This window comes from Bifidobacterium asteroides, from assembly GCF_019469425.1.
Taxonomy (GTDB): Bacteria; Actinomycetota; Actinomycetes; order Actinomycetales; family Bifidobacteriaceae; genus Bombiscardovia; species Bombiscardovia asteroides_I.
On record NZ_CP048272.1, the window covers coordinates 766530 to 792102 of the forward strand.

Here is a 25573-nt window from a genome sequence, read left to right on the forward strand (position 1 = left end):
ACCGGGGCTTACTGGTCCGATCGGCCGAACCAGCCGTCGTAGATGATGACGAAGTTGCGATTGCCATAGCTTGAGCAGCTGTTGCCTTCGCTGTCACCTGCCCGAAGCGCTGCCTCGTTGGGCTGGTAAGGCGTATAGATGTAGAGCAGGGCAGTGGCATCGTTCTCGATGTAGACCTTGCCGCTGCCACAGGAGGCATCGGGGCTGAAGCGCACATCGTTCAGGGCCTTGGTCCGGTAAGTGTATTGGTCGCGGTGGGCCTGATAGTAGCGGAATCGGTGGGCGGCCCCGTAGACCTGGTTGAAAAATCCCGCATAGCGGGCGTCGCAGTCTGCATCGTCAGGGCAGGAAAGGCCCATGGCCGACTGGAGCTGGACCTGAGTGGGGGGCTGGTCGGCGGCCACCAGATGCTGCTCCTTTTGCAGCATGGTCAGGAGGACTTTCTGGCTGATGCCACAGGAACGGGCGGCCCCGTCGATGATTTGAGCCGCGCTCTGCCCCTTGCCGCCCTTGTAGGCGTCGCATAGACCGTCACTGGGGCGGTCGGGAGCGTCCATCTGCAGACTGCGCAGGCAGGTGGATCCGTTGCAGGATCCCCCCTTCTGGTCCAGGAAGGCCTGAACATCGTCGGCGTTCATGTCCACCGTGTCATGAAAGCGGTGATCGGTGATGATCCTGCCTGGATTGAAGACGTACTCCTGGGAGAGCTGCTCCTGGTGGCGGATGACGCGGCCGACCATCAGCCGGTAGGAGACGAAGCGGGCGGCCAGGATGCACAGGGCGGCCACCAGGACTATGGCCATCAGGGCTGCCCCCAGGGTCTGCGCGCGGCGGAGGGTCATCCGTCCGCGTTTGGTGCCGCCCCTGCGTCTTCGTCCCGATGGCCTTGTGCTCATGGTTTTCCTTCCAGCGCCTTCCTGATCCGCTGCAGGCTGACAGGGATGGCCGTCCCCAGCTCCTGGGCCCAGATGGAGACAAAGTACTCCTCCATCATCCAACGTCCCCTTCGCGCACGGTCCATGGCCTGGTCTCGTCCGGGACCGGCGGGCAGAGCCTGGGCCGCCTTGGCCGCCTGGTCCACCAGATCCTGGGCGGTCTGCGCCTGCCATGCCCATCGTACGTCACGATCCTTGTCCCTGCGGGCCTTGTCCAGCCGCATCAGGTCGGCCTTCAGATATGTGCGCAGACGAGGAAGGGCATAGGGCGGATCGGCCCCGATGAAGCCCTTGGCTACCAGTCCGCCGGCGTGCTGGCGTATCCACTGCAGGACCGAGAGCAGGGGAAGATCGGCCGGACCAGACACGGCCTTCTCCACTTGGGCCGAAGTCTCCAGAATGGCGACCACATCCTTAGCCACCTGATAGACAGTGTCCTCGTAGACCTGGCTGACGCCGGCTACAGCCTCCTGCAGGGTTTGGTCGTCGGTGACGACTTCGGTGTGGGGGATCAGGCGCTTGACAGCGGCCATCTGCAGGTCCTCGGCCAGGGTGGAGGTGTTCGGGTAGGGGGCCGAGGCCAACATGAGGGCCTCCCGGCTCAGCCAGCGCGAGGAGATTCTCTGGGCAGGCAGGTGGAGCTTGTCCAGGGCGGCCTGCCATATCAGTTCCTCGCGCGGTTTAGTGGTGGCACCGGACTGGTGGAGCAGGTTGGCGCTTTTGACTACCTGGCCCTGTCGGGCGGCCTTGCTGGCCTGGGAGTCCACTCGGGACCGGGCCGACTGTCGGGCCTGTCCGGCCAGGTCGCGCTGCAGGTCGGTCAGGGACTTGGACCGGCCCAGGACCTTGGAATGGCCGTGGCGCCGATCCTCCTCCACCTGGAATGTGGGCCGCAGGTAGTCAGGCAGCCGTTCCAGCCTGGCCTGGGTGAAGACCTCCGGGTGCAGCTGGGCTCCGATTGTGTCTATGGCTGCGGCGGTGAAGGCCTGCTCGAAGTCCGGCCAGCCCCCAGCGGGAATGGCTCTAGTGACGTTTTCATTTTCGTTCGCAGACTGGTCCGCTGACCCGTAGGTGGCCTGCTCTGCCGTTGCAGGATCGGCGCCGGGCAGCAGGGGATAGTGGCCGTCGATCCAGGCACGGATGGTTCGGGCGGCGTCAGGGGCGGGGACGAATTGGACCCGCAGGGCCTTGGGCAGGGACTTGATGGTGGCTGTGATCAGGTCGTCCAGGAGGCCGGGCACGGTCCAGCTGAACTGCCCGGGCGTCAGCTGGTTCAGACAGTGTAAGGGAATGTGGACCGTGATGCCGTCGTCGGCTTCTCTCGGCTGGTAGCGGTAGGTCAGAGGCAGGTCCATGGGCCGGCCGTCGGTGCCCAGGGTGTGCCAGTGGTCGGGGTAGTCCCCGGGTCGGTAGGAGGCGGACTGATCGTTCAGGCGCTCCACCTTATCTGGGTCGAAGTCCAGGAGGTGGGAGTCCGCATCGTGGTGCTTCCGCCACCAGGCGCCCAGTGCGGCAAGGGAGGTGGCCTCCTGGGGAATGCGCTTCTGATAGAAGTCGTAGAGGTCCTCCTCGGTAACGGTGCCGGTCACCCGGCGAGTCCGACTGGTTCTTTCGCCGGCCTCGCTGAGCACCTGCCGGTTGGCCTTGATGAAGTCGTCATGAGAGAAGCGCTCGCGCACGTCGCCCTGGACCAGACCCTGGCTTATCAACATGTCCCGGGCCTGGCCGGGGTTGATACGGGCCCATTGGATGGTCCTATCGCGAATGATGGGCAGACCGTAGAGCAGGACCTTGGATGTTGCCACCGCAGCACCACGGGAGGCCGACCAATGGGGCTCGGCGTAGGTGGTCCTGGTCAGGGACTTGGCCAGGGGCTCTGCCCAGGCCGGATCGATGGCCGCGCAGCAGCGCGCCCAGAGCCGGGAGGTCTCCACCAGCTCGGCGGCCATGATCCAGGGCGGATTGTCCTTGGCCAGGGCGGAGCCAGGGAAGATAGCAAAATGCGTGCCGCGTGCTCCCTGATAGTCGTTCTTGGACTGCCGGCGCGCTCGCTTCATGGCCTTGGCCCGGGCCGCACCACGCAGACCGGCGAAATCGGAGGCCTTGGGTTCGTGAATCACCTGCATGCCCATGCTGGAGAGCAGGCCGGCAAGCATGGACCGGTGGATCCCTTGATCATCCCAGGAACAGACCAGGGCATGGGCCGCCTGCTGCCCAATAGGCAGGGCCAGCAGAGCCTGATCCGGTCCCTTGACGGGGACGGGCGAGCCTACCTTCATGTGCAGGCCCCGACACATCTGGGCCAGCTGCCGGTAAAGGTCATGCCACTGCCGCATGCGCAGGAAAGCCATGTACTCCTGCTTGCAGGCCTTGCGCAGGGCCCCGTTGGATGGTTCCTTGCCCTGCGGGAAGAAACGGTTCCAGATATTCAGGGCCGTCAGGAAGTCGCTGGAGGAGTCCTCATAGCGGGCGTGGATCCGGTCGGCCTCCTCGCGCTTCTCTTCAGGGCGCTCGCGAGGGTCCTGAAGAGAAAGGAATGCTACGACGACCAGAACGGCGGCCAGGGTGTCCGGGGTGGCATCTTGGCCGGCCTGCAGGATCATTCTGCCCAGACGGATGTCAATGGGGATCCTGGCCAGCCGTCGTCCCAGATTGGTCAGCCGGATGAGGCCTTGCTGGCGGGAGATGGCCTGCAGCTCGGTCAGCTCCCGCAGACCGTCGCTGACCGCACGGGTGTCGGGTGGATCGATGAAACCGAAGTCGGTGACGTCCTCGGCCGTATGGGCCACGCCCACCGAGAGCATATGCAGGATGACCGAACCCAGGGAGGTGCGCAGGATCTCCGGGTCAGTGAACTTGGGACGGGTGTCATAGTCGGCCTTGGCATACAGGCGGATGGCGATGCCGTCTGCCACGCGTCCGCAACGGCCTGCACGTTGATCGGCTGAGGCCTGGGAGATGGGCTCGATGGGCAGCCGCTGGACCTTGGCCGACTTGGAATAGCGGCTGATTCTAGCCAATCCCGGGTCCACCACGTATCGGATGCCCGGCACTGTCAGGGAGGTTTCGGCCACGTTGGTGGCGATGACGATGCGCTGATGGCCGTGGCGTTCAAATACCCGGTGCTGCTCCTTGGCGGACAGGCGCGCGAAGAGGGGAATGATTTCCAAAGCGTCCGGGCGGCGCATGTCGGAGGTCCGCGGGCCGAAGTGCCGTCGCAGGGCGGTCTCATACTCGCGGATGTCACGTTCGCCGGCGGCGAAGACCAGGATGTCTCTGGGACCGTCCACGTGGGTGGAGTGGATGACCAGCTCGGCGCAGGCCCGGGCCACCGCCTTGGGGATGTCCGGCTCCTCCCTGTCCTGTCCCTCCCCACCGGAGTCGAACCCGGGTACATGCCGCATCAGGGACGGCGCCGATCCTGCAGGCTCGTAGAGGGTCTGGACCGGGTATGTGCGGCCGGAGACCTCCAGCACAGGCACCTGGGTGTGTAGGGCCTTGGCGAAGTGGTCCCGGAACTTGACCGAATCGATGGTGGCCGAGGTGATAATTAGCTTCAGATCAGGCCGTTTAGGCAGCAGGGCGGTCAGATACCCCAGCAGAAAGTCGATATTCAGGCTGCGCTCATGGGCCTCGTCGATGATGATGGTGTCGTAGGCCCGTAGCTGAGGATCCCCCTGGATCTGCGCCAGGAGTATGCCGTCGGTGACCACTCGCAGACGGGTGCTTCGGCTGGACTTATCGGTGAAGCGCACCTGGTAGCCGATCTGGTCACCCAGGCTAGTGCCCGTCTCCGAGGCGATTCGCTCGGCCACGGTTCTGGCGGCGATCCTCCTGGGCTGGGTGTGCACAATCTGGCGGCCGTGGTCGCCGCGCCCCATCTCCAAGAGGATCTTGGGGATCTGAGTGGTCTTGCCTGAGCCGGTCTGGCCCGAGACAATGACCACCTGGGAGGACTGTACGGCATGGACGATGTCCTCCTTGGCTGCGCTGATGGGCAGCTCGGCGGGATACTCGAACCTCATGCCCGGCCCACCTTGATGATCCGGTAGCCCTTGGCCGAGGCGTACTTCTCCGCCCTCCATCCGGGACCCAGGGCGTCAGCCAGCCAGGGAATCAGGGAGTCGGCTCCCAGGTTGCGCTGGACCACCAGGTAGGCCTGGCCTTGGGGCTTCAGCCTGGGCAGGTAGGTCATCAGCAGCTCGTGCAGGGCCGCCTTGCCCACTCGGATGGGCGGATTGGACCATATAAGGTCGAAGCGCAGATCGTCCAGCACCTGCTCCGGGGCCAGGGTGCGCACCCTGTCAAGGCCCTGGGATCGGGCGTTGCGGGCAGTCAGATCCAGGGCCCTCAGGTTGGTATCCACGGCGTAGACGTTGGCCTTGGGCGACTGGATGGCCATGCTCAAGGCGATGGGCCCCCAGCCGCAGCCCAGGTCCAGAAAGTCGCCCTCGGCAGGGGGCTGGGGGACGCGTTTGAGCAGGACTGAGGTGCCCAGGTCAAGTCTGCCCGATGAGAAGACCCCGTGGGAGACCTCCATCTGGCAGGTGCGGCCGGCCAGCTCCACCTGGATGGTCCGCCGCTGGTCGGGGGAGGCCGGACGGGCTACGAAGTACTGCTCGCTTCCTGCTGTCCCGGTCCTGGAGGATTGCCCCCGGCTGCTGCCATGGTCTCTCTGCGTCATGTCCATCCTGTCCGTCTTTGAAGTCTGCATGTCCCTCGGGCACCCGCTGATGTCTGCTAAGAAGATGATAATAAAGACTGTGCCATGATTCCGCCTATACCGGATTCGTTTACTCGTCCATAGATCAGTGCAGAGGTGCCTTTGACCCACGAAAAACCGACCCAAGAGCACGACTCAGCGGTCTTTGATGCCCACCAGGACCCGCTCTCACACAAGTCCGAGGTGCTTACCGGCAGCGAAAGGCAGGTCGGACGGTACCAGGATCAGGAGTGGGAGGAGCGAAGTCGGCGCAACGCCTTCCGCCATGTAGAGGGGCTGGGCGAGCTCCAGGACGTGACCGAGGTGGAATACCGCAAGGTCCGCTTGGAACGGGTGGTCCTGGTCGGCGTCTGGTCGGGTGTGCGGACCACAGTCGGTCAGGCCGAGGAGTCCCTGCGTGAGCTGGCCGCCCTGGCGCGGACTGCCGGGGCTGAGGTGCTGGACGGATTGCTCCAGCAGCGGTTCAAGCCGGATCCGGCCACCTACCTGGGTTCGGGCAAGGCGCGGGAGCTGGCAGACATCGTGGCCCGGCTGGGAGCCGACACCATCATCACCGATGACGACCTGCATCCCTCCCAGCGACGAGCGCTTGAGGATGTCACTAAGGTCAAGGTGGTCGACAGGACGGCCCTGATTCTGGACATCTTTGCCCAGCATGCCACCAGCCGAGAGGGCAAGGCCCAGGTGGAGCTGGCCCAATTGGAATACATGCTGCCTAGGCTGCGCGGCTGGGGTGGTTCTTTGTCCCGTCAGGCCGGAGGTCAAGCTGCCGGGCAGGCCGGCGGCATAGGCTCCCGCGGCCCTGGCGAAACCAAGATCGAGACCGACCGGAGAGTCATTAGGCGTCGGATTTCCCGGTTGAAGCGCCAGATTGCCCAGATGGCTCCTTCGCGCCAGGTCAAGCGTGGTTCCCGGCGGCGCTACCAGTTGCCGGCTGTGGCTGTGGTGGGGTATACCAACGCTGGCAAGTCTTCGTTGACCAACCGACTGACCGGGTCCGAGGAGCTGGTGGAGAACGCCCTCTTCGCCACCCTGGATACGGCCGTCAGACGCACCAAGGCGGCAGATGGCCGGCTCTACGTCTATGTGGACACGGTCGGGTTCGTCCGCCGCCTGCCCACCCAGCTGGTCGAGGCCTTCAAATCCACCCTGGAGGAGGTAGGGCAGTCCGACCTGATTCTCCATGTGGTGGACGGCTCCCACCCTGACCCCTTTGGCCAAATCAGGGCTGTGGACGCCGTGCTGGCAGACATCCCCGGCGCCGAGTCCATTCCCCGACTGCTGGTCTTCAACAAAGTGGATCTGATAGATCAGGACGCCCGGCAGCGGCTTGCCAACCTCGAACCCAAGTCCTTTCTGGTCTCAGCCAAGCAGGGCCAGGGTCTTGAGTCTCTGCGCAGGCGGGTTGAGGAGCTGCTGCCCGCTCCCGCTGTGCATGTCCAGGCCGTCCTGCCCTACACCAGCGGCTCCCTGCTGGAACAGGTGCGGCAGTTGGGACGGGTGGATTCATTGGAATACCGGGCCGACGGGGTTGCGCTGAGCGTTGATGTGGACGACCGGCTGGCGGCCGCCGTGCTTGAACAAGCCATTGACCAGAAGCCCTCGCAAGTTCCGGCGGATGACACGCCATCGGCCGGGCTGAACTCTTAAGGGCAGATGCACGCCAGGTCACCTATGCTGGGTAGACTACGTATGTTGTCAGCGGCAAACCCGTTTCCCGGGTTCCGATAAGAGAGGTCCATAAAACAATGGCGGAATCATCAATCAAGCCAACCAAGCTAGCGATCGTAGGAGCCGGAGCCGTGGGGTCGACCTTGGCCTTCTCGGCAGCCCAGCGAGGCGTGGCTCGAGAGATCGTTCTCGAGGATATCAACGCCCAGCGGGTTGAGGCTGAGGTCCGCGACATGCAGCACGGATCCAGCTTCTATCCCACGGTCACCATTGACGGCTCGGACGATCCGCAGATCTGCGCCGACGCCGACATGGTGGTCATCACTGCCGGAGCCAGGCAGAAGCCTGGGCAGTCTCGGCTTGACCTGGCCGGTGCCACCATCAACATGATGAAGTCCATCATCCCTCAGATGGTCGAGGTGGCTCCTAACGCCATCTTCCTGCTGATCACCAACCCCGTCGACATCGTCACCAGGGTCTCCCTGGAGCTGTCCGGGCTGCCTGTCAACCAGATGTTCGGTTCGGGCACCAACCTGGACTCCGCCCGCCTGCGCTACCTGATCGGCCAGCAGACCGGGGTTAACGTAAAGAACGTCCATGCCTACATCGCCGGCGAGCATGGCGACTCCGAGGTTCCGCTCTGGAGCTCGGCCACCATTGGCGGGGTTCCCATGTGCGACTGGATGGAGCTGCCCGGTCATGAGCCTCTGGATGCGGCCAAGCGCGAGGAGATCCACCAGGAGGTGAAGAACGCCGCCTACCAGATTATCGAGGGCAAGGGGGCGACCAACTTCGCCATCGCCATGTCCGGCGTGGACATCATCGAGTCCATTCTGAACGGCACTGACCGGATCCTGCCTGTCAGCTCCCTGCTGGAGGATTTCCACGGGATCTCTGACGTGTGCATGTCGGTGCCCAGCGTGCTCAACCGAGACGGGGTCAACACCCACATCAACACCCCACTGAGCGACGGCGAGCTGGCCGCTCTGAAGCGTTCCGCCGAGACCCTCAAGGAGACGGCAAGCAAGTTCGGCTTCTGAGTATTTCACGGAAACTCTTGCCTTGTGACCCCTGGTGGCATACTTTGGTGTCTGATGAATCGGGGTATGCATGAGCGCTCATGAAGGTGTTGTCCAGGGCGGCGGGTCCGCTCATCGTCGAGAGTTGCTGACGACCTTGGCGCTGACGGGATCGGTCTTCGTGGCTGAAGTCGTCGGCGCCTTGGTCACCCGCAGCCTGGCCTTGCTGGTCGACGCCGGGCACATGATGACCGACATGGCCGTGCTGATCGCCTCCACCGTCACTGCAGTGTTGATGGAGCGCCGCCCCACAAACCGGCGGACCTGGGGATGGTCCCGTCTGGAGGTCATCACAGCGGCTGGCGGTGCTCTGGTCCTTTTGGCTGTGGGCATCTACGCCATTGTGGAGGCTGTCTTGCGGCTCTGGTCGCCTGGGCGGGACCAAGTCCATCAGCAGGGGCTGCTGCTCTTTTTCGGTTTTTTGGGCCTGGCTGCCAATGTGGGGTCCATCCTGGTCCTGGCTTCCGGGCACAAGGACAACCTGAACATGCGTGCCGCCTTTCTCGAAGTGGTCAACGATGCATTGGGCTCGGTGGCGGTTCTGATATCAGCTGTGGTCATGATGGCCACCGGTTGGGCTGGATTCGATGCCGTAGCGGGAGGCCTAATCGCTCTGCTGATGATTCCCCGCGCAATCAAGCTCCTGGCCAGCAGCGTCTCTGTCCTTCTTGAGGAAACCCCGCCGGAGCTCGACATGGCCAAGGTCAGAAAGCACCTGGAGGACGTGCCTGGCGTGCTTGAGGTTCATGACCTGCATGCCAACAGCGTTTCCACCGGTCTGCCGCAGCTGACGGCGCATGTGATTGTGCGTCAGGGCACCTCGGCAGTCGAAAACGAACGTATTCTGACCAGCATGCAACGCTGCCTGCGCGACCATTTCCCGGTCTCGGTCGAGCATACGACCTTTCAAATAGAACCGCAGGGCCACCGGGACAGCAGCGGCGAGCATTTGGACATGTAACCTTCAGACCTTGCGCAGAACGGTGACCACCTTGCCCATGATGACGGCGTGGGTGCCGTCAATGGGGGAGTAGCCCGGGTTGTGGGGAATCAGCCAAACGTGGCCCTCCTCGCGTCGGAAGGTCTTTACCGTGGCCCCATCGTCCAGCAGGGCCGCGACGATATCTCCGTTCTCGGCCTCCTGCTGGCGGCGGACGACCACGAAGTCCCCGTCGCAGATGGCGGCGTCAACCATGGAATCCCCATGGACCTCAAGCATGAAGAGCTCGCCGGATCCGGTCAGACGTTGGGGCAGACGCATGACATCGTCCACATGCTGCTCGGCCAGAATGGGCTGGCCGGCGGCGATTCTGCCGACCAGGGGCACGTCGCGCGACTGCATGATGGCCTCGTCGGTCTGTGTGTCGGGGAAAGGCACGATCCTGGCAGTTCCTGCTGTCGGCTCAGGGCGGTCCTGGACCAGCTCTATAGCGCGTCCCTTGTTGGCAGTCAGGCGAATGTAGCCCAGATCCTGCAGGACCTGAAGCTGGTGCTTGACGGAAGAAGTGCTGCGCAATCCCGCGTCTTTGCCGATTTCCCTGTAGGAGGGCAGGAAACCACGCTCTGACAGGTGCCGCTTGATAGCTTCCAGCACCCTGGCCTGGCGATCGGTCAGCTTGGGCCGGGGTCCCTGGTTCGCGTTTTCGGTGCTGGCGGAAGTTTCAGCGGTTTCCTGAGAGCAGGCGCTGTTAGCAGCAGCGGACTGGTTGAGGGAGCTCGTAGCCGTGGACCCGGTAAAGGGGATTGTACTCACGATGGGCTCCTTTCCTTGGAAACTGAACTCAGTCTATCCTGCCTGAAGTGAAAAATCAAACAAATGTTCGAATCGGCCTTGCCAAAAAGCCGTCGCGGTGTCAGAATGAGAACATCTGTTCGATAGAACAAATGTTCGAAAGAGGTGTGCCGTGGTTGTTCGTGCCTGTGCCGGTTCCCGCATATCTATGCCGTTGAACCTGCCCTCGGCCTGCCGGACGTATGCCAGTCCCCTGTTCTCGTCCGTCATGCTTCGCCTTCGCCGAGCTGCCAAAGCCTGTGTGTCCGAGCAGGGTTTTGTGAGTGCCAACGTGCGAAGATTCGCGGTTTTTCTTGCAGTCGCGGCTCTGACCCTGGCTGGGTTTGGATGGACGGCTCGACCGGCCAGCTCCGCTCCAGGGCCGCAGGAGGTCATCACAAGAACAGTTCGTCCGGGAGATAGTGTTTGGTCCTATGCGGCCTCCATCACCCCGCAAGGTGAGGATGTCACTAAGAACGTTGACCATATCATGCAGATCAACAAGATGTCCTCGCCCAACCTGCGCGTTGGTGACCGAATTCTGATTCCCAGCGACGATTGAGGCAGGCACTTCCGATCCAGAGAATTAACAACGAGGCTTCAATGACTTGCTGCATGGATGAAGGTAGTGGCTGAATTCAAGGAGTATGTCCAGGAATATAAGCTGATAGGCCTGGTACACGTGGGTCTTGAGGTTCTTTGGCGCTATGATATTACATATGCATTGTCCTTTCTGCCAGAATCCCGATACCAAGGTTGTGGATACGCGAATCAGTGACGACGGCCATGCCATCAGACGCCGTCGTGAGTGCCCGCAATGCTCGCGTCGGTTCACCACGGTGGAGACCTCGATTCTCCTGGTCATGAAACGCTCGGGCAATGCCGAGCCCTTTAACCGCGACAAGGTCATCTCTGGCGTGAGGAAGGCCTGCCAGGGCAGGCCCATCGATGAGAAGGACCTGAAGCTCCTGGGCCAGCAGGTCGAAGAGGATCTACGCTCACGCGGCCTGGCTCAGGTGGATTCGGAAGAGGTCGGCAGAGCCATCCTGAAGCCTCTCAGGGAATTGGACGAGGTGGCCTATCTGCGCTTCGCCTCGGTCTATCGCAACTTCGGCAACCTGGAGGACTTCCAGCAGGCCATCGATACCCTGCGCGCCGAAGACCGGTCAGCTGAAGAGCAGTCTGGGACTGCACAGTCCTGAAATCAGCTATGCTGGCCCATTCCATTCTGACTGCAGGAAGCCATACTGCCACAGGCCTGCAGCATCCGTCACTGTGTGACGGGGCTGGCCTGTGGCCGGAGGTGAACGGGGCGCCAGGCACGATATGGACATGGCACCACGGAACTCATCCCAGGTCCAGCAACCTCTGATCCTCGGATGTCTGGGCGATGACCAGCTCCTGGGTCGGGCGTGTCATAGCCACGTAAAGGTCGGCTGCCGCGCTCAGCCTGGAGGGGGCTTCATCCTGAATGGCTCCAGGCTCTACCAGAACCACGGCGTCGAATTCCAGACCCTTGGTGTGGCCGGTGGCCGTGACCGTGATCTGACGCTCCTGAGCCTCATCAATATGAAGCCGTGAGCTGACCTCGGCTTCCAGGGCGCTGGGAACGATGATGGCCAGGCGTCCGGTACCGTCTTTGCCCAGATGACGTTCCGCCAATTGGCCCACCAAGTCAGGCAGCTGGTCCAGCAGGCTGGCCTGATCGTCAGCCCGCAGACGGCTGACCGATCCCTCCACCTCGCGCACGGCCTTGAGCGTGGAAACCTTAAGACCTTCGGAGGCAGCGAAGGAGGAGGCCAGGTTGGATACCTGACGAGGGTTGCGATAGTCGATGGTCAGCTGCCGCAGGTCCCATCCGTCCGGGCCGAAGAGCGTGTCCATAGTTGAGGCCCAGGACCTGGTGCCGCCAAGTGCCGCCGTCTGGGCCACATCCCCAACGATGGTGAAGGACCGGGATGGGCAACGCCGGACCAGCATCCTCCAGTCCATGGCCGTCAGCTCTTGGGCCTCGTCGACCACGATGTGCCCGTAGACCCATTCACGGTCGGCGGCCGCCTGAGTGGCTGCCTGGTTTTCGTCCTCGCCATTGATGGAATCCAGCAGCATCTGCGAGGTCACGATGCCTGTGCCGATGCCGTTCTGGGCCAAGGTGTCGCTGGCAAACCGGTTTTCCTCGTCGCGGCGGGCCTTTTCAGCCTGGTCACGATCCGCCTGGCGGGGGTCGGGGCCCAGAAGCTCCATGGCCTCATCTAGGACGGGGATGTCGGATACGGTCAGTTCGGCGCCGTTTTGGCGGGTCAGCAGGTCAATCTGCTCTGGAGTCAACCATGGTGCGAACCGGCGGAGACGGTCCGGCCTGGACCAGAGATCGTTGACCAGCCAGCGGGGGTTCATAGGCAGCCAGGCCAGATTGAGGGTTCGCCGCACCTGGTCGTTCAGCCGGAGCAGGGAGGTGACCCGGGCAAGTTCCTCGGCTCCGGGCTGATAGTCCACTCCCTCGGCGTAACGGGCGGTCATGGCGTTCAGGGCCGAGCGCACGAAGGTGTTCCTGGCCTTGTTGTGGGGCTGGTGGCTGCGTCGGGCATCGACCAAAGCCCGTTCCAGGTCGACCGCCAGCATGGGGACTGCCACCCCATCCACCTTGACCGTGGGCAGGGAGGCAGGTACTCGCTCCCGGGATGCGACGGCGTTGGCTACGGCCTCGGCCATGCGGATGTCCCCCTTGAGCCGGGCCACGTGCGGGTCCTCCTGGCGTTCAGTGCTGATGCCGGGGATGAGGTCGCCCATGGTTCGGCTGAGTACTCCGGTCTCGCCCAGGGAGGGCAGGACCTGGTCGATGTAGTGCAGAAAGGCGTTGCTGGGCCCGATGATCAGCACGCCCGAACTCTCCAGTCTGCGCCGGTGGGTGTAGAGCAGGTAGGCCGCCCGGTGCAGGGCCACGGCGGTCTTGCCGGTGCCTGGTCCTCCCTGGACCACCAACGGGCGCGTCATGGGGGAGCGGATGATCCGGTCCTGTTCTGCCTGGATGGTGGCCACGATGTCGGTCATCTGCCCGGTGCGGCGGCTGGACAGGGATGCCATGAGCGCACCTTCGCCAGCAAGAGTGCCGCCTTGGGCCGCCTTGTCTACCTCAGGGGCTGACAGGTCCAGAACCTCATCCTCGATGCCGGTGACCTGGCGGAAGTTGAGGGTGATGTGCCGACGCATGACGATGTCGCCGTGGTCCGCCGGGGTCGCCTCGTAGAAGGGGCGTGCGGCCTCTGCCCGCCAGTCGGTCAGGATGGGCTCGTGGTTGCCGTCCAGCAGGCCCAGCCGTCCAATGTAACGCCGGCCGCCCTGGACAGTATCCAATCGGCCGAAGACCAAGCGGTCCTCAACGGCCCGCAGTTGGGTGAGCCGATCCTCATACATGTTGGCGAAGGAATCCCGCTCGGTCCGCTGGGTAGGGGATCCGTGGGAGCCGGCGGCCCGGACCGCGTCCAGTCTGGTTCTGGCCTGTGCCCGCAGCTCGTCCAGACGGCTGTAGGCCCTGTCCACCGCCGTCTGCTCTTCATGCAGCTGTGAGGAATAGCTCGACATGTGCGTCCATTCTGTCCAATGCTCAAAAATCGGATGATCCAATATACCGCTCGAACTCTACTTTTCCAGCCCGGCGGACCCTTGGCCGCGCCCTCTTTGCCAAGTGGCGAAACGCCGGGGCGGACCCTTCGGCGGGGCGAATGGTTGGGTTTGGGCATGGATTGGTGTCAAGGTGGTGAGCAATGGGGATAAGTGGGGTAAAGTGGGGAGCATTGCGTAGGGGACGCTACCCGATGGGGTCGTCCCACGGTTACCAGACTGGCATTGGAGGTGGGGCATGGCCAATATGCACGACGCTGATGCCGCTTCGCCTCCCCTGCCGCCCATGCTTTTGGGCACCTACACACCCAAGATGGATTCCAAGGGCCGCCTGGCTTTACCTGCCAAGTTCCGCGCCCAGCTGGGTCAGGGCCTGGTCATGGCCCGCGGCCAGGAACGCTGCGTCAGTCTGCTGCCCACTGAGGAATTTCGGAGGATGGCCGTGCGCATTCAGCACACCTCCATGGGCGACAAGTCGGCCAGGGACTACCTGCGCGTATTTCTGTCCGGCGCCGTCGACCAGGTTCCCGACAAGCAGGGCCGCATCCTGGTCCCGCCTATGCTGCGCTCTTATGCACGGTTGACCGGCCCGGTCGCGGTCATCGGCGTTGGTACCCGTGCCGAGATCTGGGACCAGGATTCCTGGACTGCCTACTTGGAGAGCAAGGAGCAGGGCTACGCCGACATTGCCGACGATGTTCTTCCGGCGGTGGATTGCTGATGGAGGCCCTCATGGAAGATCGCAATCCTCCCGACCAGGAGGCCGTGGACAGGGGCATGGTCCATCGTCCCGTCCTGCTGGAGCGCTGCCTTGAGCTGGCCCGACCCGCCTTGGAGCACAAAGGGGCCGTGGCTGTAGATTGCACGCTGGGTCTGGCAGGGCATGCCACCGCCTTCCTTAAGGCTTGTCCTGAGGCCCGTCTTATCGGCATCGACAGGGATCGTCAGGCCCTGGAACTGGCCACTGGCCGGATGCGAGACGCGGGTCTGGCCGACCGCTTCACGCCGGTGTATGCCCCCTTTGACCAGCTGGACCAGCAGCTGGATGCCCTGGGCCTGGGCCAGGTGGACCTGGTCTTTATGGATCTGGGGCTGTCCTCCCTGCAGATCGACCAGCGCGATAGGGGCTTCACCTACCGGCAGGACGCTCCGCTGGACATGCGCATGGACACCAGCCAGGAGCTTACTGCCGCACAGGTCCTGGCCGAATACGACCAGGAACACTTGGCAGCCATCTTCTCCGCGTACGGAGAGGAGCGCTATGCAGGACGCATCGCTCGGGCCATCGTCGAGGCCAGGCAGGAGCAGCCGCTGACCACCTCGGCCCAGCTGGACCGTCTGGTCGACAGGGCAGTGCCGCGCGGTCACCGCCCCCCGGGCAATCCGGCCAAGAGGGTCTTCCAAGCCCTGCGCATCGAGGTCAACGGGGAGCTGGATCGTCTGAGGCGCACCCTGCCCCAGGCCATTCTTCGCTTGGCCCAGGGGGGTCGTTTGGTCGTGGAGTCTTACCATTCCCTGGAGGACCGCATGGTCAAGCGCTTCATGGCGCCAGGGCTGCACGTGGACCTGCCGGCGGGCATGCCGGTGGTGCCTGATCAGGCCCGCCCATATCTGTCGGATCTGACTCATGGGGCCATCAAGGCTGACGCGGCCGAGCGGGAACGCAATCCCAGGTCTGCCTCAGTGCGCCTGCGTGCCGTGGAGATGATTGGAGCCATCCCCGAGGAGCGTCGTCGTCGACTTCAATCCGAGGCCCGCGGCGAGGGCTCGGATGGTCGCCATCGCTGCGTGGGTCACGGTTCGGAATCGAGGCGCCGGTCATGACCATGCCAGCACGTTCAGTCCGTTCCAAGGCCTCTCCGGACAAGGGCCATCCTCGTATCCAGGAGATGCCCACCAGGCCTGAGCTCAGTCTGATCAAGGGCTCAGGCAAGCCGGGCAAGGACCGCCATCCCGAACGAGGTCCAGTGGCTGAAGGGGCTAGGCGTCTGATTGGCTGGACGCGCACCCGCGGCAATCCCCTGCTGCGGATCATGACCTCCGTGGTTTTTCTGGCTGCCTGTATGTTCGGCTCCCTGATGCTGCGCACCCAGATGGTCCAGGACTCCTTCGAGGCTACCCGAATCCAGCGTGAGATCAGCAATCTCAACCAGGACGTCCAGGATGACCAGAACAAGCTGGACCAGCTCCAGGCCTCCCTGCCGGACAAAGCCCAGCAGTTGGGCATGCAGCCCCAGCAGGGTCTGAACTCCATCGATCTGCAGGGCTATAAGCCTCCTCAGGATGCCCAGGGCAAGGCGGGGCATCAATGAGCGGCAAGGGAACCAAGCGCTCCTGGCGCCTGTCTTTCTGCAAACGTTCCTTGTCTGTGGGCCTGATTCTGATTTTGGTGGCCGCTCTGGCCCTGGGCAAGCTGGCCTACATACAGCTCTTCGACGGAAGGTCCATGGCCCAGGCTGCTGCGGCGGGTCGCACCGTGCCGCACACTATCAAGGCCCAGCGTGGCCGCATCCTGGATGTCAATGGTCGGGTGCTGGCCCAGAGCCTGGAGCGGTACAACATCATCGGCGACCCCGAGGCGGCCGCCTCCTTCATACCCATCAACTGCACCAAGCGCACAGGCAACGACTGCCACAGCATCAAGGGCCACCCGGTGGGCGCCGACGGTGCTGCTGGCGTGGCACGCCTACTGGCACCGGCCCTGGGGATGAACGCCATGGAGCTGGGTGGCAAGCTCAGCGTCCCTGGACGGTACGTGTTGCTGGCCAAGCGTGTGACCCCCGAGGTCAAGCGTTCCATTGACAAGTTGGGGCTGCAGGGGATCATTACGGCCGAACTGAGCAGCGAACGCACCTACCCGCACGCGGATCTGATGGGCGCCCTGATCGGGGGCATCGATGACAGCGGCAAGGGCGTGGCCGGAATCGAGCAGATGGAGAATTGGCGGCTGACCGGCACCGATGGCTATACGGTCTATCAGCAGGGGATGCTGGGCCAGGAGATTCCCGGAACCGTGACCCGTCAGCGCAATCCTGTCAACGGCAAGGACGTGAGATTGACCATTGACCAGGATGTGCTCTGGTACGTCCGCCAGGCCCTTAAGTCAGGCTGCCAGAACTATCATGCGGACTGGGCCCTGGCAGTGGTTCAGGACACCCACACCAACGAGATCCTGGCACTGGCCGACACCGACGACTACCAGGCGGGCAGCGACCAGGCCAAGGTCAACTCCTCCAGGGCTGTGGCGGAGACCTTCGAGCCCGGATCGGTCGGCAAGACCATCTCGGCGGCGGGCATGCTCCAGGAGCAGGCGCACTCCATGACCGACCGCTTTACCGTGCCCGACCACATCACCATCGACAACCAGCAGTACAAGGATTCCTTCAATCATGGGGAAGAGCATTGGACGTTGGCCGGCATTCTGCAGAATTCCTCCAACGTGGGCATGGTCATGGCCGGCCAGAAGTACCCGGACCAGAAGCGCTACGACTATCTGACTCGCTTCGGCATCGGCCATGTATCAGCCCTGGGGCTGCCGGGTGAGTCCAAGGGACTGCTGACCACGCCTCAGACCTGGGACCGCCGCACCCGCAACACGGTCCTGTTCGGCCAGGGCTATGCCACCAACGCCGTCCAGCTGACCAATGCCATCGCCACCCTGGCCAACAAGGGGGTCCGTTCCGACCAGACCATCATCCGCGGCCAGGGGGGCGTCAAAGCCAATCAGGTCAGGGTCGTGGACGAGAAAGTGGCCGCTGAGGTCATGAACGCGATGGAGTCAGTGTCAGAGAAATACGATAAGACGGTCAAGGTGGAAGGCTACAGGATAGCCGCTAAGACCGGCACCGCCGAGGTGGCCGACAGCTCCGGCAGACTGAGCGGCATCGTCAGCGATTGGGTGGGCATACTGCCCGCTGACGATCCCCGCTTTGTGATCACCGTGGTGCTGAAGAACCCCCACAGCAGTGCCGGGATTTTCGGCGGCGTCACCGCAGGTCCCATCTTCGCCCAGATCGGTGAATTCCTTATGCAGAAATACCAGGTCCCCACGTCCCAGCCCAGAACCGATGCTATCCCGGTAACATGGTGATGCCGGCAGGCATCATGGCGTTCCCGGACGAAGGAGAGATTGCAGCATGAGTGCGCTGAGTGAATCAATCTCCCGACGGTTGACCCTGGGTCAGCTCAAGGGGCGCTACGGGCTGACCCTGGTCCCCGACTTCGCTGAGCCAGTTACAGTGACCTCACTGGTGGACGACCTGCCCTCAGTGCGGCCCGGCAGTCTGTACGTGCCTGCAGATCAGCAGGTGGACCAGGGCATGATCGAGGAGGCCGAGCGCCGAGGGGCATACGCAGCCCTGCTGCCGACTTCGGCCCGCCAAGAGTTGGGACGAGCCCATATACCCCTGCTCTTCGGCACCATGCACCCCTGGCAGATGGGCCAGCTGCTGGCCAATGCCGCCGGTGATCCTTCGGGAGCCCTGGCTGTCTTCGCTCTTGTCGGTTCCCAGGTGCAGGACCAGGTGGATCTCCTGGCCGATTTTCTGCATGTGCTGGGCAATCCCGTGGGCATTCTCAGCGCCAAGGGCTCATACTCACTGGACCGACGCCTGGACCTGGAATACCCCCTGAGCATGTTCGATGTGCAGCGCAGTCTGTCTATCGCCCTGGAGGATGGGGCGGCCGCCGTGGTCATCTCAGTGGAGGAGCAGACCCTGGCCAGGGATGCCCTGCAGGCGGTGGATCTGGATGTGGTGGCCCTGGGCGCCCAGGAGGGCTCCACCCGCGATATGCGGCATGTGCGGCTGATCTCCAGGGCCCGCCGATACGGGTTCAACCTGGGCGGGCACACCATCGTGGCCCGACGCAACGAGGAATCAGACGGGCTGGCCCGCCAGTCTCTGCCCGCCGATGCACAGAGTGACGACCTGTCCCTGTGCATCGCCATGACCATGGCCGCCGGCGTCAAACGCAACAACATCAGGAGCGCACTGCGCGTCTCCCGCGAAATGTCCTGAGAGGTGAGGATGAGTCAGTCTGTAGGGGCCGGGTCCATGCCCATGACCCTGGAAGAGGTCGTCGAATATGTGCACGGTCGGTTGGTCGAGGCCGGTCCTGGTCGCGAATCCGACCGGCGGTCCGTACGCATGCGGGTGGTGACCGACTCCCGGCAGGCGGGGGCCGATGGACTCTTCGTGGCCATTAAGGGTGAGCACGCGGACGGTCATGATTATGTTCCCGGTCTGGGGGCCAAGGGCTGCCGCGCGGCTCTGATCGATCACCTGGTTCCGGGCGCTGACCTGCCTCAGATTCTCGTGGACGATACAGTCGCTGCCTTGGGACTGCTGGCGCGGGCCAATACGGACCTTCGGCGCAAGGCCCCAGGCCCCTTCACGGTCATCGGCATCACCGGCTCTGTCGGCAAGACCACGACCAAGGATCTGCTGGCCTCCCTGCTGGCCCAGCTGGGCCCTGTGGTGGCCCCGGTCGGATCCTTCAACAATGAGATCGGTCTGCCTCTTACCGCCTTGGAGGTCGGTCCGGACACCCGCTACCTGGTGGCGGAGATGGGCGCCAGCCACGTGGGCGAGATAGCGAATCTGACCCGGATGGTTCCCCCGGATGTGGCCCTGGTCCTCAAGGTGGGAGTGGCCCACCTGGGCGAATTCGGCTCCGTGGAGCGTATCGCCCAGGCCAAGAGCGAGATTGTGCAAGGCCTGGTGCCGGGTGGGACCGCCGTGCTCAATGCAGACGATTCCCGGGTGGCTGCCATGGCTGATCTGGCCCCTGGGCCTGTGCTGCGGTTTGGTATGGCCGATCAAGGCGGCGGCCGGGACCGCGACCTGGACGGCTCGGCTCGTTATCTGGACAGTGACGGCCTGGACAGGCCGGCCTTCGAGCTGTGTCTGCGTGGCCAGCAGCCGGTTCGCCTGCGCCTGGGCATACCGGGACGGCACAACGTCATGAACGCCCTGGCTGCTGCCACGGCAGCCCACGCCCTGGGTCTGGACGCAGGACGCATCGCCGATGAGCTGGGCCGACAGCGCCGGATCAGTCCGCATCGGATGGCTCTATCGTCGGTCCGGCTGCCGGATGCCTCCTTCACCCTGATCGATGATTCCTTCAACGCCAATCCCGACTCTGTGCGGGCCGGTCTGGACGCCCTGGCCGCCTGGAGGGGATCCGATGGCCCGATCTATCGGATAGCCGTCCTAGGGGTCATGCTTGAGCTGGGAGCTCAAGGTGAACAGCTGCACCAGGAGATCGGTGCCTACTGCCGTCGTCAGGGCATTGATGCATTGGTCGCGGTGGGTTGCCGTGACCGGCAGATGGACAGTCTGGTCCAGGCCCTGGTCCGTGGTGCCGGCGGCCCATCCGATCCGAGCGAGGATCAGCCTGAGTCCATGCGGGTGCTCTTTGCCCAGGACGCTGACCAGGCCGACCAGATGGTCCGCCGCCTTTGCGCTAAGCATTGGGGCCAGCAGAATCTGGTTCTGCTCAAGGGCTCGCACATGTCCGGCCTGTCCGATCTGGCCGACCGGTGGCAGGGCTGAGCCATGAGTTCGCTGGCTTCCCCGCAGCGGGGTCTAATATTCAAGGACAGAATCCAAGAGTTGGAGTACACACTGTGATTGCCCTCATCATCGGAATCCTGGTCGCTTTGGTGGTGACGCTGGCGGGGACCCCCCTGCTGATACGCCTGGTCCACCGTCTGCACTACGGCCAGTACATCCGCCAGGACGGGCCCAAGTCCCACCTGGTCAAGCGTGGCACCCCGACCATGGGCGGGTTGGTCATCAACCTGGCTATTCTGCTGGGCTGGGCGGCCTCGGCGCTCTACCGCTACCTGTCGCGGGGGGAATCAGTGTCCCTGTCGGCCATGCTGGTTCTGTTCGCCATGCTGTCCATGGGTTTCCTGGGCTTCATAGACGACTTCGCCAAGGTGCGTAAAAAGCAGAACCTGGGCCTGTCGGTCAGAGCCAAGTTCATCGGCCAGTTCATTCTGGCCACCATATATGCGGTGCTGGCCCTGAAGCTGCCCACCAAGAACGGCTATCCCAGCGCTCAGGCTGGCATATCCTTCGTGGAGCAGCCCATCATCGACTTCCGAATGGCAGGCAGCGTCCTGTCTGTGGTGCTGTTCATCATCTGGGTCAATCTGCTGATGACGGCCTGGAGCAATGCCGTCAACCTGACTGACGGCTTGGACGGGCTGGCTTCGGGCTCCTCCATGATCGCCTTCGTGGGCTATACGGTCATCGCCTTCTGGGAGGGCTACCACTTGAAGGGCGGCGGCCATCCCGGCCATGCCTACGCGGTCTCCGACCCCCTGGATCTGGCCATCATCGCCTGCTGCGCCGCTGTGGCCTGTTTCGGCTTCCTCTGGTACAACACCAATCCAGCCTCCATCTTCATGGGCGATACCGGATCCCTGGCTCTGGGCGGGCTCTTCGCAGCCCTGTCCATCGCCACACACACCGAGCTTCTGGCGGTCATCCTGGGCGGGCTCTTCGTAGGAGAGGCAGCCTCCGATGTCATCCAGGTGGGCTACTTCAAGCTCACACATAAGCGTGTCTTCAAGATGGCGCCCATCCATCACCACTTCGAGCTGATGGGTTGGCAGGAATCCAAGGTGGTTGTCCGGTTCTGGATGGTGGACCTGATTTTCGTCCTGCTGGCCCTGGTCTGCTTCTATGCAGACTGGGTGGTCCGCTCTGGGCTGCCCATCTGAGTGCGTCCATTCACGGTACCGGACTTCGGCAGCCGGTATCATGTGCCAAGCAGATGCCGGAGCTAGCGGAATGAGGTGTTCATGGATATGGACTTGAGCCAGAAGCGTGTACTGGTCGCTGGGCTGGGCATTTCCGGACGGAGCGTGGCCGCAGCCCTGCGAGGCCGGACGGCCGGGGTGACCACTGCAGACCAGCGTGCCCCACAGGCCGATCTTCATGACTTCGACCAGGTGGACTGGAGCCAGGTTGACCTGGTCATGGCTTCGCCAGTCTTCAATCCGCGTACTCCATTTATCCTTGAGGCCCAGCGTCGGGGCATTCCCGTGGTCAGCGAGGTGGAGATGGCTTGGATGCTACGGGTGCCCTCAGCCCGGACCGGCCGGCCAGCTCCCTGGGTCGGGATCACCGGGACCAACGGCAAGACCTCGACCACTAGGCTGGTCGCCTCCATGATGCAGGCCAGCGGGTTTACGGCCCCTGCGGTGGGCAACATCGGCAAGGCCGTCTCCACAGCCGTCCTGGATCCTGATAATGACATACTCTGCGTGGAGCTGAGCTCCTTCCAGCTGCACTTCACCTTCTCGCCAGCCCTGGAGTGCGCGGCCATCACCAATCTGGCCGACGACCATCTGGACTGGCACGGGGGCTTCGAGGCCTATGCGGCAGACAAGGCGCGCATCTACCGGGGCGTGCGTAAGGCCCTGGTCTACAACGCTGATGACTACCGGGTCTCTGACCTGGCCAGACAGGCGCGGCCAGCCCCCGGCTGCAGGCGGGTGGGCTTCACCCTGGGTCAGCCCGAGTCTGGGCAGCTGGGCGTGGAGGGCGGCTGGGTCGTGGACCGCAGCGGGTTGACCGGCCAGGACCTTGAGGAGGGCGTCAGGCTGGTCCGGATGGCCGATCTGAGGGACCTGTGCGAGCCTGACGGCACGGTCTACCCCCATCTGCTTGCTGATGCCCTCTGCGCCCTGGCTCTGGGCCTGGGGGCTGGGGCCCGTGTTGACGCGGCCATTGAGGCCATGTGTGCTTTCACGCCCGGCGACCACAGGATCAGCACCGTGGCCACTCTGGGTCAGGGTGCGCAGGCCATCCGCTTTGTAGATGATTCCAAGGCCACCAACGCCCACGCTGCGCAGGCTTCCCTGGCCAGCTATCATGACGGCCAGGTGGTCTGGCTGGCCGGCGGACTGGCCAAAGGCGCTCGCTTCGACGATCTGGTCCGGTCCCGCAAATCCAAACTGGCCGCAGCCGTGATCATCGGCCAGGATCAGCAGCCCATGGTCCAGGCCATCAAGGACCAGGCGCCTGATCTTCCGATTACCTTGATCGACCCAGGTGCAGGCGACCAGGTCATGGCCCGGGCCGTTCGTGCGGCCGGATCCTATGCACAGCCCGGCCAGGTGGTTCTGCTAGCCCCCGCCTGCGCCTCCATGGATCAATTCGCCTCTTATGCCGACAGGGGCGACCAGTTCGCCCAGCAGGCAACACAATGGGTCCACGAGCATGAAGCGCGGTACTGATCCGCGCATGACTCCCTCCCGGGAGTCTGGCGGCAAGGGGGACTACCGGGGCTGGCGGGCTATACTCAATCCGCTCTGGTGCTACTACGGCTTTCTGGCCACGGTCGTCGCTACCACGGTCTTTGGCCTGATGATGGTCTTCTCCTCCTCGGCCGTGGATCTGGTGGCCCAGGGGAGCTCACCCTGGAGCCAGGTCATTCGCCAGAGCATATACGCAGTGTTCGGGCTCTTGCTGGCCTTTCTGGCTGTGAGGATCAGCATCGACCACTACAGGAGCTGGAGCACTTGGTTCCTGATCGCCAGCCAGAGCGTCCAGCTACTGACTCGTACGCCGCTGGGGCGTTCTGCCAACGGCAATGAGGGGTGGATCTCGGTGGGGGGCGTCTCCATGCAGCCGGCCGAGCTGCTCAAGCTGGCCCTGTGTCTGTGGTTGCCTCAGGCGCTGATTGAAGCCCAGCGGCAGGTCGGCGAGGATTCTGACTTGAAGAGCCTGGCCAAGGCCTATGCCAAGCCGGCCGCCGGTTTTATCGTCAGTTTCCTGCTGATCATGCTGGGCAAGGACCTGGGAACGGCCATGATCATCGTGATCATCGGTTTTGTGGCCTTCCTGGTCTCGGGCTTCCCCCTGCGCTGGCTGCTCAGCATGGCAGTTCTGGGGATGGCTGCAGTCATCGGTTTTTCGGTCTACGGCAACAGCAATCGTACCCAGCGGATCATGGCCGCCTATGGCAAGTGTTCGGCCGATGACATTCAGGGTGTCTGCTACCAGTCCATTCACGGGCTCTATGCCATGGCCTCGGGGGGGTTGACTGGGGTTGGGCTGGGCAACTCCAGGGAAAAGTGGAACTATCTGCCCGAGGCGCACAATGACTTCATCTTCGCCGTCATCGGCGAGGAGCTGGGCTTTGTAGGGGCGGCCATGCTTATTCTGGTCTTTGTTGTCATGGGCTGGTGCATGCTGAGAATCGCCCTGACCACCAGGGACCGGTATGCGGGCATGGTGCTGATCTGCCTGGATGTGTGGCTGGTGGGCCAAGCCCTGGTCAACATCTGCGTGGTCCTGGGCCTGCTGCCGGTCATCGGGCTACCCCTGCCCTTCGTATCGGCTGGAGGGACTGCCCTGATCTCCTGCCTGGCCTCGGCCGGGGTGGCTCTGAAGATGATTCGGACCCAGCCGGATGTGATGGCAGCCACGGACGGGTCCTGAGATGCGGAATCGACATGGCGGAGAGGAAGCGGATGCGCGGATGACGACGGCGAAGAGGACTGAGAAAGGGATGCCTGGGTACGACCAGGGGCGTCCTGGGAAAGACGCTGGTCCCCATCTGGTGTTGGCCGGCGGGGGGACGGCAGGGCATGTCAACCCCCTGCTCAGTGTGGCTGCAGCCATTCGGGAGCGCTGTCCCCAGGCAGCTGTCAGCGTGATCGGCACTGCTGTCGGGCTGGAGCACGACTTGGTGCCGGCCGCTGGACTTCCCCTGGATCTGATTGAGAAGGTTCCCTTCCCTCGTCGTCCTGGCAAGGCCGTCCTGGACTTCCCCCTGCGTTGGCGACGTGAGGTGCATCGGGTCCGAGGGTATTTACAGGATCGGTCGGCCGACCTGGTAGTCGGCTTTGGCGGCTATGCCTCGGCGCCGGCCTATAGGGCCGCACGAAACCTGGGTCTGCCCATCGTCGTCCATGAGCAGAACGCCCGGGCGGGCATGGCCAACAAGCTGGGTGCCCGCTGGGCCGATTTCGTGGGTACGGCCTATGAGGATACAGGCATCCGGGCCCGGTCCGGTGTGCCAGTGCGACGCGTGGGTCTGCCCCTGCGGCCGGCCATCGCCCGACTGGCCAAGCAGATGGAGGCTGACCCCGCACGAGCCCGTCGCGAGTCTGCACAGTCCTTAGGATTGGATCCCGACAGGCCCATCCTGTTGGTCACCGGGGGATCCTTGGGCGCGCTCAGCCTGAACAAGGCGGTGGCTGACGCGGCTAGGCAGCTGCTGGATCGAACCCAGGTCATCCATCTGACGGGCCGTGGCAAGGCCGATCAGGTCAGGGAGCAGGTGGCGGCTGACCTGGGCGATGCGGCTATCAACGATCTGGACCCGGCTCATCATGGCCAGGGGGACTACCATATGGCCGAATATCTGGAGCGGATCGATCTTGCCTTCGCCTGCGCTGACCTCGTGGTCTGCAGGGCTGGTGCCGGCTCTGTCAGCGAGCTGGCCGCCCTGGGTGTGCCCGCCGTCTACGTGCCCCTGCCCATCGGCAACGGTGAGCAGCGGTTCAACGCGCAGCCGGTCGTCCATGCCGGGGGAGGGCTCATGGTGGATGATGCGGCCCTGGATGCTAAATGGGTGGCTGACCACGTCCCTGCCCTTATGGCCGACGGGGATAGGCTGGCTGATATGCGCCGACGGGCCTGGGGGTACGGGATTCGCGATGCCGCCCAGGTTATGGCCGAGCAGGTCCTGACCATGGCCGACCAAGGCCTTGCCCGCAAGGACTCCGGGAAGGTCTAGTCGGGCATAA

General features: G+C 63.6%; 20 protein-coding genes. 15 read left to right on the forward strand and 5 right to left on the reverse strand.

Annotated elements, in window-relative coordinates:
* Positions 1-8: 8 nt before the first annotated feature.
* The 3 genes from GYM67_RS02905 to GYM67_RS02915 are packed head-to-tail and all read right to left on the reverse strand — an operon-like array spanning position 9 to position 5619.
* Positions 9-896, reverse strand: coding sequence for a hemagglutinin (locus tag GYM67_RS02905; protein ID WP_220237049.1), 888 nt, complete (start codon positions 894-896; stop codon positions 9-11).
* Positions 893-4960: an ATP-dependent RNA helicase HrpA gene (gene hrpA, locus GYM67_RS02910; RefSeq protein ID WP_220237050.1), complete on the reverse strand. Its 4068-nt coding sequence runs from the start codon at positions 4958-4960 to the stop codon at positions 893-895. Before hrpA ends, GYM67_RS02905 begins: the two co-directional genes overlap by 4 nt.
* Positions 4957-5619, reverse strand: coding sequence for a class I SAM-dependent methyltransferase (locus GYM67_RS02915; protein ID WP_220237051.1), 663 nt, complete (start codon positions 5617-5619; stop codon positions 4957-4959). Before GYM67_RS02915 ends, hrpA begins: the two co-directional genes overlap by 4 nt.
* Positions 5620-5841: 222 nt before the next feature.
* On the opposite strand from GYM67_RS02915, the gene hflX reads away from it, so the two are divergent.
* The 3 genes from hflX to GYM67_RS02930 all read left to right on the forward strand — a co-directional run bounded on the left by hflX (position 5842) and on the right by GYM67_RS02930 (position 9369).
* A complete protein-coding gene (gene hflX, locus GYM67_RS02920) occupies positions 5842-7308 on the forward strand; it encodes a GTPase HflX (protein WP_258561591.1) in 1467 nt (488 codons plus the stop codon).
* A 98-nt stretch (positions 7309-7406) separates the two neighbouring features.
* Entirely contained in the window at positions 7407-8369 is a 963-nt protein-coding gene (locus GYM67_RS02925) for an L-lactate dehydrogenase (RefSeq protein WP_220237052.1), read from the forward strand.
* Positions 8370-8439: 70 nt separating this feature from the next.
* Positions 8440-9369: a cation diffusion facilitator family transporter gene (locus GYM67_RS02930; RefSeq protein ID WP_220237053.1), complete on the forward strand. Its 930-nt coding sequence runs from the start codon at positions 8440-8442 to the stop codon at positions 9367-9369.
* Positions 9370-9372: 3 nt separating this feature from the next.
* Here GYM67_RS02930 and lexA read toward each other — a convergent pair whose 3' ends face one another.
* Entirely contained in the window at positions 9373-10023 is a 651-nt protein-coding gene (gene lexA, locus GYM67_RS02935; protein ID WP_220237374.1) for a transcriptional repressor LexA, read from the reverse strand.
* A gap of 436 nt (positions 10024-10459) precedes the next feature.
* Here lexA and GYM67_RS02940 point away from each other — a divergent pair, with 436 nt between their 5' ends.
* Together GYM67_RS02940 and nrdR are read left to right on the forward strand one after the other, a co-directional pair.
* A complete protein-coding gene (locus GYM67_RS02940) occupies positions 10460-10741 on the forward strand; it encodes a LysM peptidoglycan-binding domain-containing protein (RefSeq protein WP_220237054.1) in 282 nt (93 codons plus the stop codon).
* A 157-nt stretch (positions 10742-10898) separates the two neighbouring features.
* Complete coding sequence (gene nrdR / locus GYM67_RS02945) at positions 10899-11381, forward strand: transcriptional regulator NrdR (protein WP_220237055.1); 483 nt, start codon at positions 10899-10901, stop codon at positions 11379-11381.
* 145 nt (positions 11382-11526) lie between these two features.
* On the opposite strand, the gene GYM67_RS02950 is transcribed toward nrdR, so the two are convergent.
* Positions 11527-13761: a HelD family protein gene (locus GYM67_RS02950; RefSeq protein ID WP_220237056.1), complete on the reverse strand. Its 2235-nt coding sequence runs from the start codon at positions 13759-13761 to the stop codon at positions 11527-11529.
* 277 nt (positions 13762-14038) lie between these two features.
* Here GYM67_RS02950 and mraZ point away from each other — a divergent pair, with 277 nt between their 5' ends.
* The 10 genes from mraZ (at position 14039) to GYM67_RS03000 (ending at position 25563) form a co-directional block, all read left to right on the forward strand.
* A complete protein-coding gene (gene mraZ / locus GYM67_RS02955; RefSeq protein ID WP_220237057.1) occupies positions 14039-14521 on the forward strand; it encodes a division/cell wall cluster transcriptional repressor MraZ in 483 nt (160 codons plus the stop codon).
* Between the two features lie 11 nt (positions 14522-14532).
* Positions 14533-15624 carry a 16S rRNA (cytosine(1402)-N(4))-methyltransferase RsmH gene (rsmH, locus tag GYM67_RS02960; protein ID WP_396019996.1) on the forward strand — a complete coding sequence of 364 codons (1092 nt, stop codon included), beginning with the start codon at positions 14533-14535 and terminating at the stop codon, positions 15622-15624.
* Positions 15621-16112: a cell division protein FtsL gene (gene ftsL / locus GYM67_RS02965; RefSeq protein ID WP_220237058.1), complete on the forward strand. Its 492-nt coding sequence runs from the start codon at positions 15621-15623 to the stop codon at positions 16110-16112. Before rsmH ends, ftsL begins: the two co-directional genes overlap by 4 nt.
* Positions 16109-17890 carry a peptidoglycan D,D-transpeptidase FtsI family protein gene (locus GYM67_RS02970; RefSeq protein ID WP_220237059.1) on the forward strand — a complete coding sequence of 594 codons (1782 nt, stop codon included), beginning with the start codon at positions 16109-16111 and terminating at the stop codon, positions 17888-17890. The genes ftsL and GYM67_RS02970 overlap by 4 nt, the downstream gene beginning before the upstream one ends.
* Before the next feature lie 46 nt (positions 17891-17936).
* Positions 17937-18818 (forward strand): UDP-N-acetylmuramyl peptide synthase, encoded by an 882-nt coding sequence (locus GYM67_RS02975; protein WP_220237060.1) that lies wholly within the window; start codon positions 17937-17939, stop codon positions 18816-18818.
* Positions 18819-18827: 9 nt separating this feature from the next.
* A complete protein-coding gene (locus tag GYM67_RS02980; RefSeq protein ID WP_220237061.1) occupies positions 18828-20354 on the forward strand; it encodes a UDP-N-acetylmuramoyl-tripeptide--D-alanyl-D-alanine ligase in 1527 nt (508 codons plus the stop codon).
* A 74-nt stretch (positions 20355-20428) separates the two neighbouring features.
* On the forward strand, positions 20429-21532 hold the full coding sequence (mraY, locus tag GYM67_RS02985) for a phospho-N-acetylmuramoyl-pentapeptide-transferase (RefSeq protein WP_220237062.1): 1104 nt from the start codon (positions 20429-20431) through the stop codon (positions 21530-21532).
* An 81-nt stretch (positions 21533-21613) separates the two neighbouring features.
* Positions 21614-23053: a UDP-N-acetylmuramoyl-L-alanine--D-glutamate ligase gene (gene murD / locus GYM67_RS02990; RefSeq protein WP_220237063.1), complete on the forward strand. Its 1440-nt coding sequence runs from the start codon at positions 21614-21616 to the stop codon at positions 23051-23053.
* Complete coding sequence (locus GYM67_RS02995; protein ID WP_220237064.1) at positions 23037-24260, forward strand: peptidoglycan glycosyltransferase FtsW; 1224 nt, start codon at positions 23037-23039, stop codon at positions 24258-24260. The genes murD and GYM67_RS02995 overlap by 17 nt, the downstream gene beginning before the upstream one ends.
* A gap of 70 nt (positions 24261-24330) precedes the next feature.
* Positions 24331-25563 carry a UDP-N-acetylglucosamine--N-acetylmuramyl-(pentapeptide) pyrophosphoryl-undecaprenol N-acetylglucosamine transferase gene (locus tag GYM67_RS03000; protein WP_220237376.1) on the forward strand — a complete coding sequence of 411 codons (1233 nt, stop codon included), beginning with the start codon at positions 24331-24333 and terminating at the stop codon, positions 25561-25563.
* Positions 25564-25573: the final 10 nt, after the last annotated feature.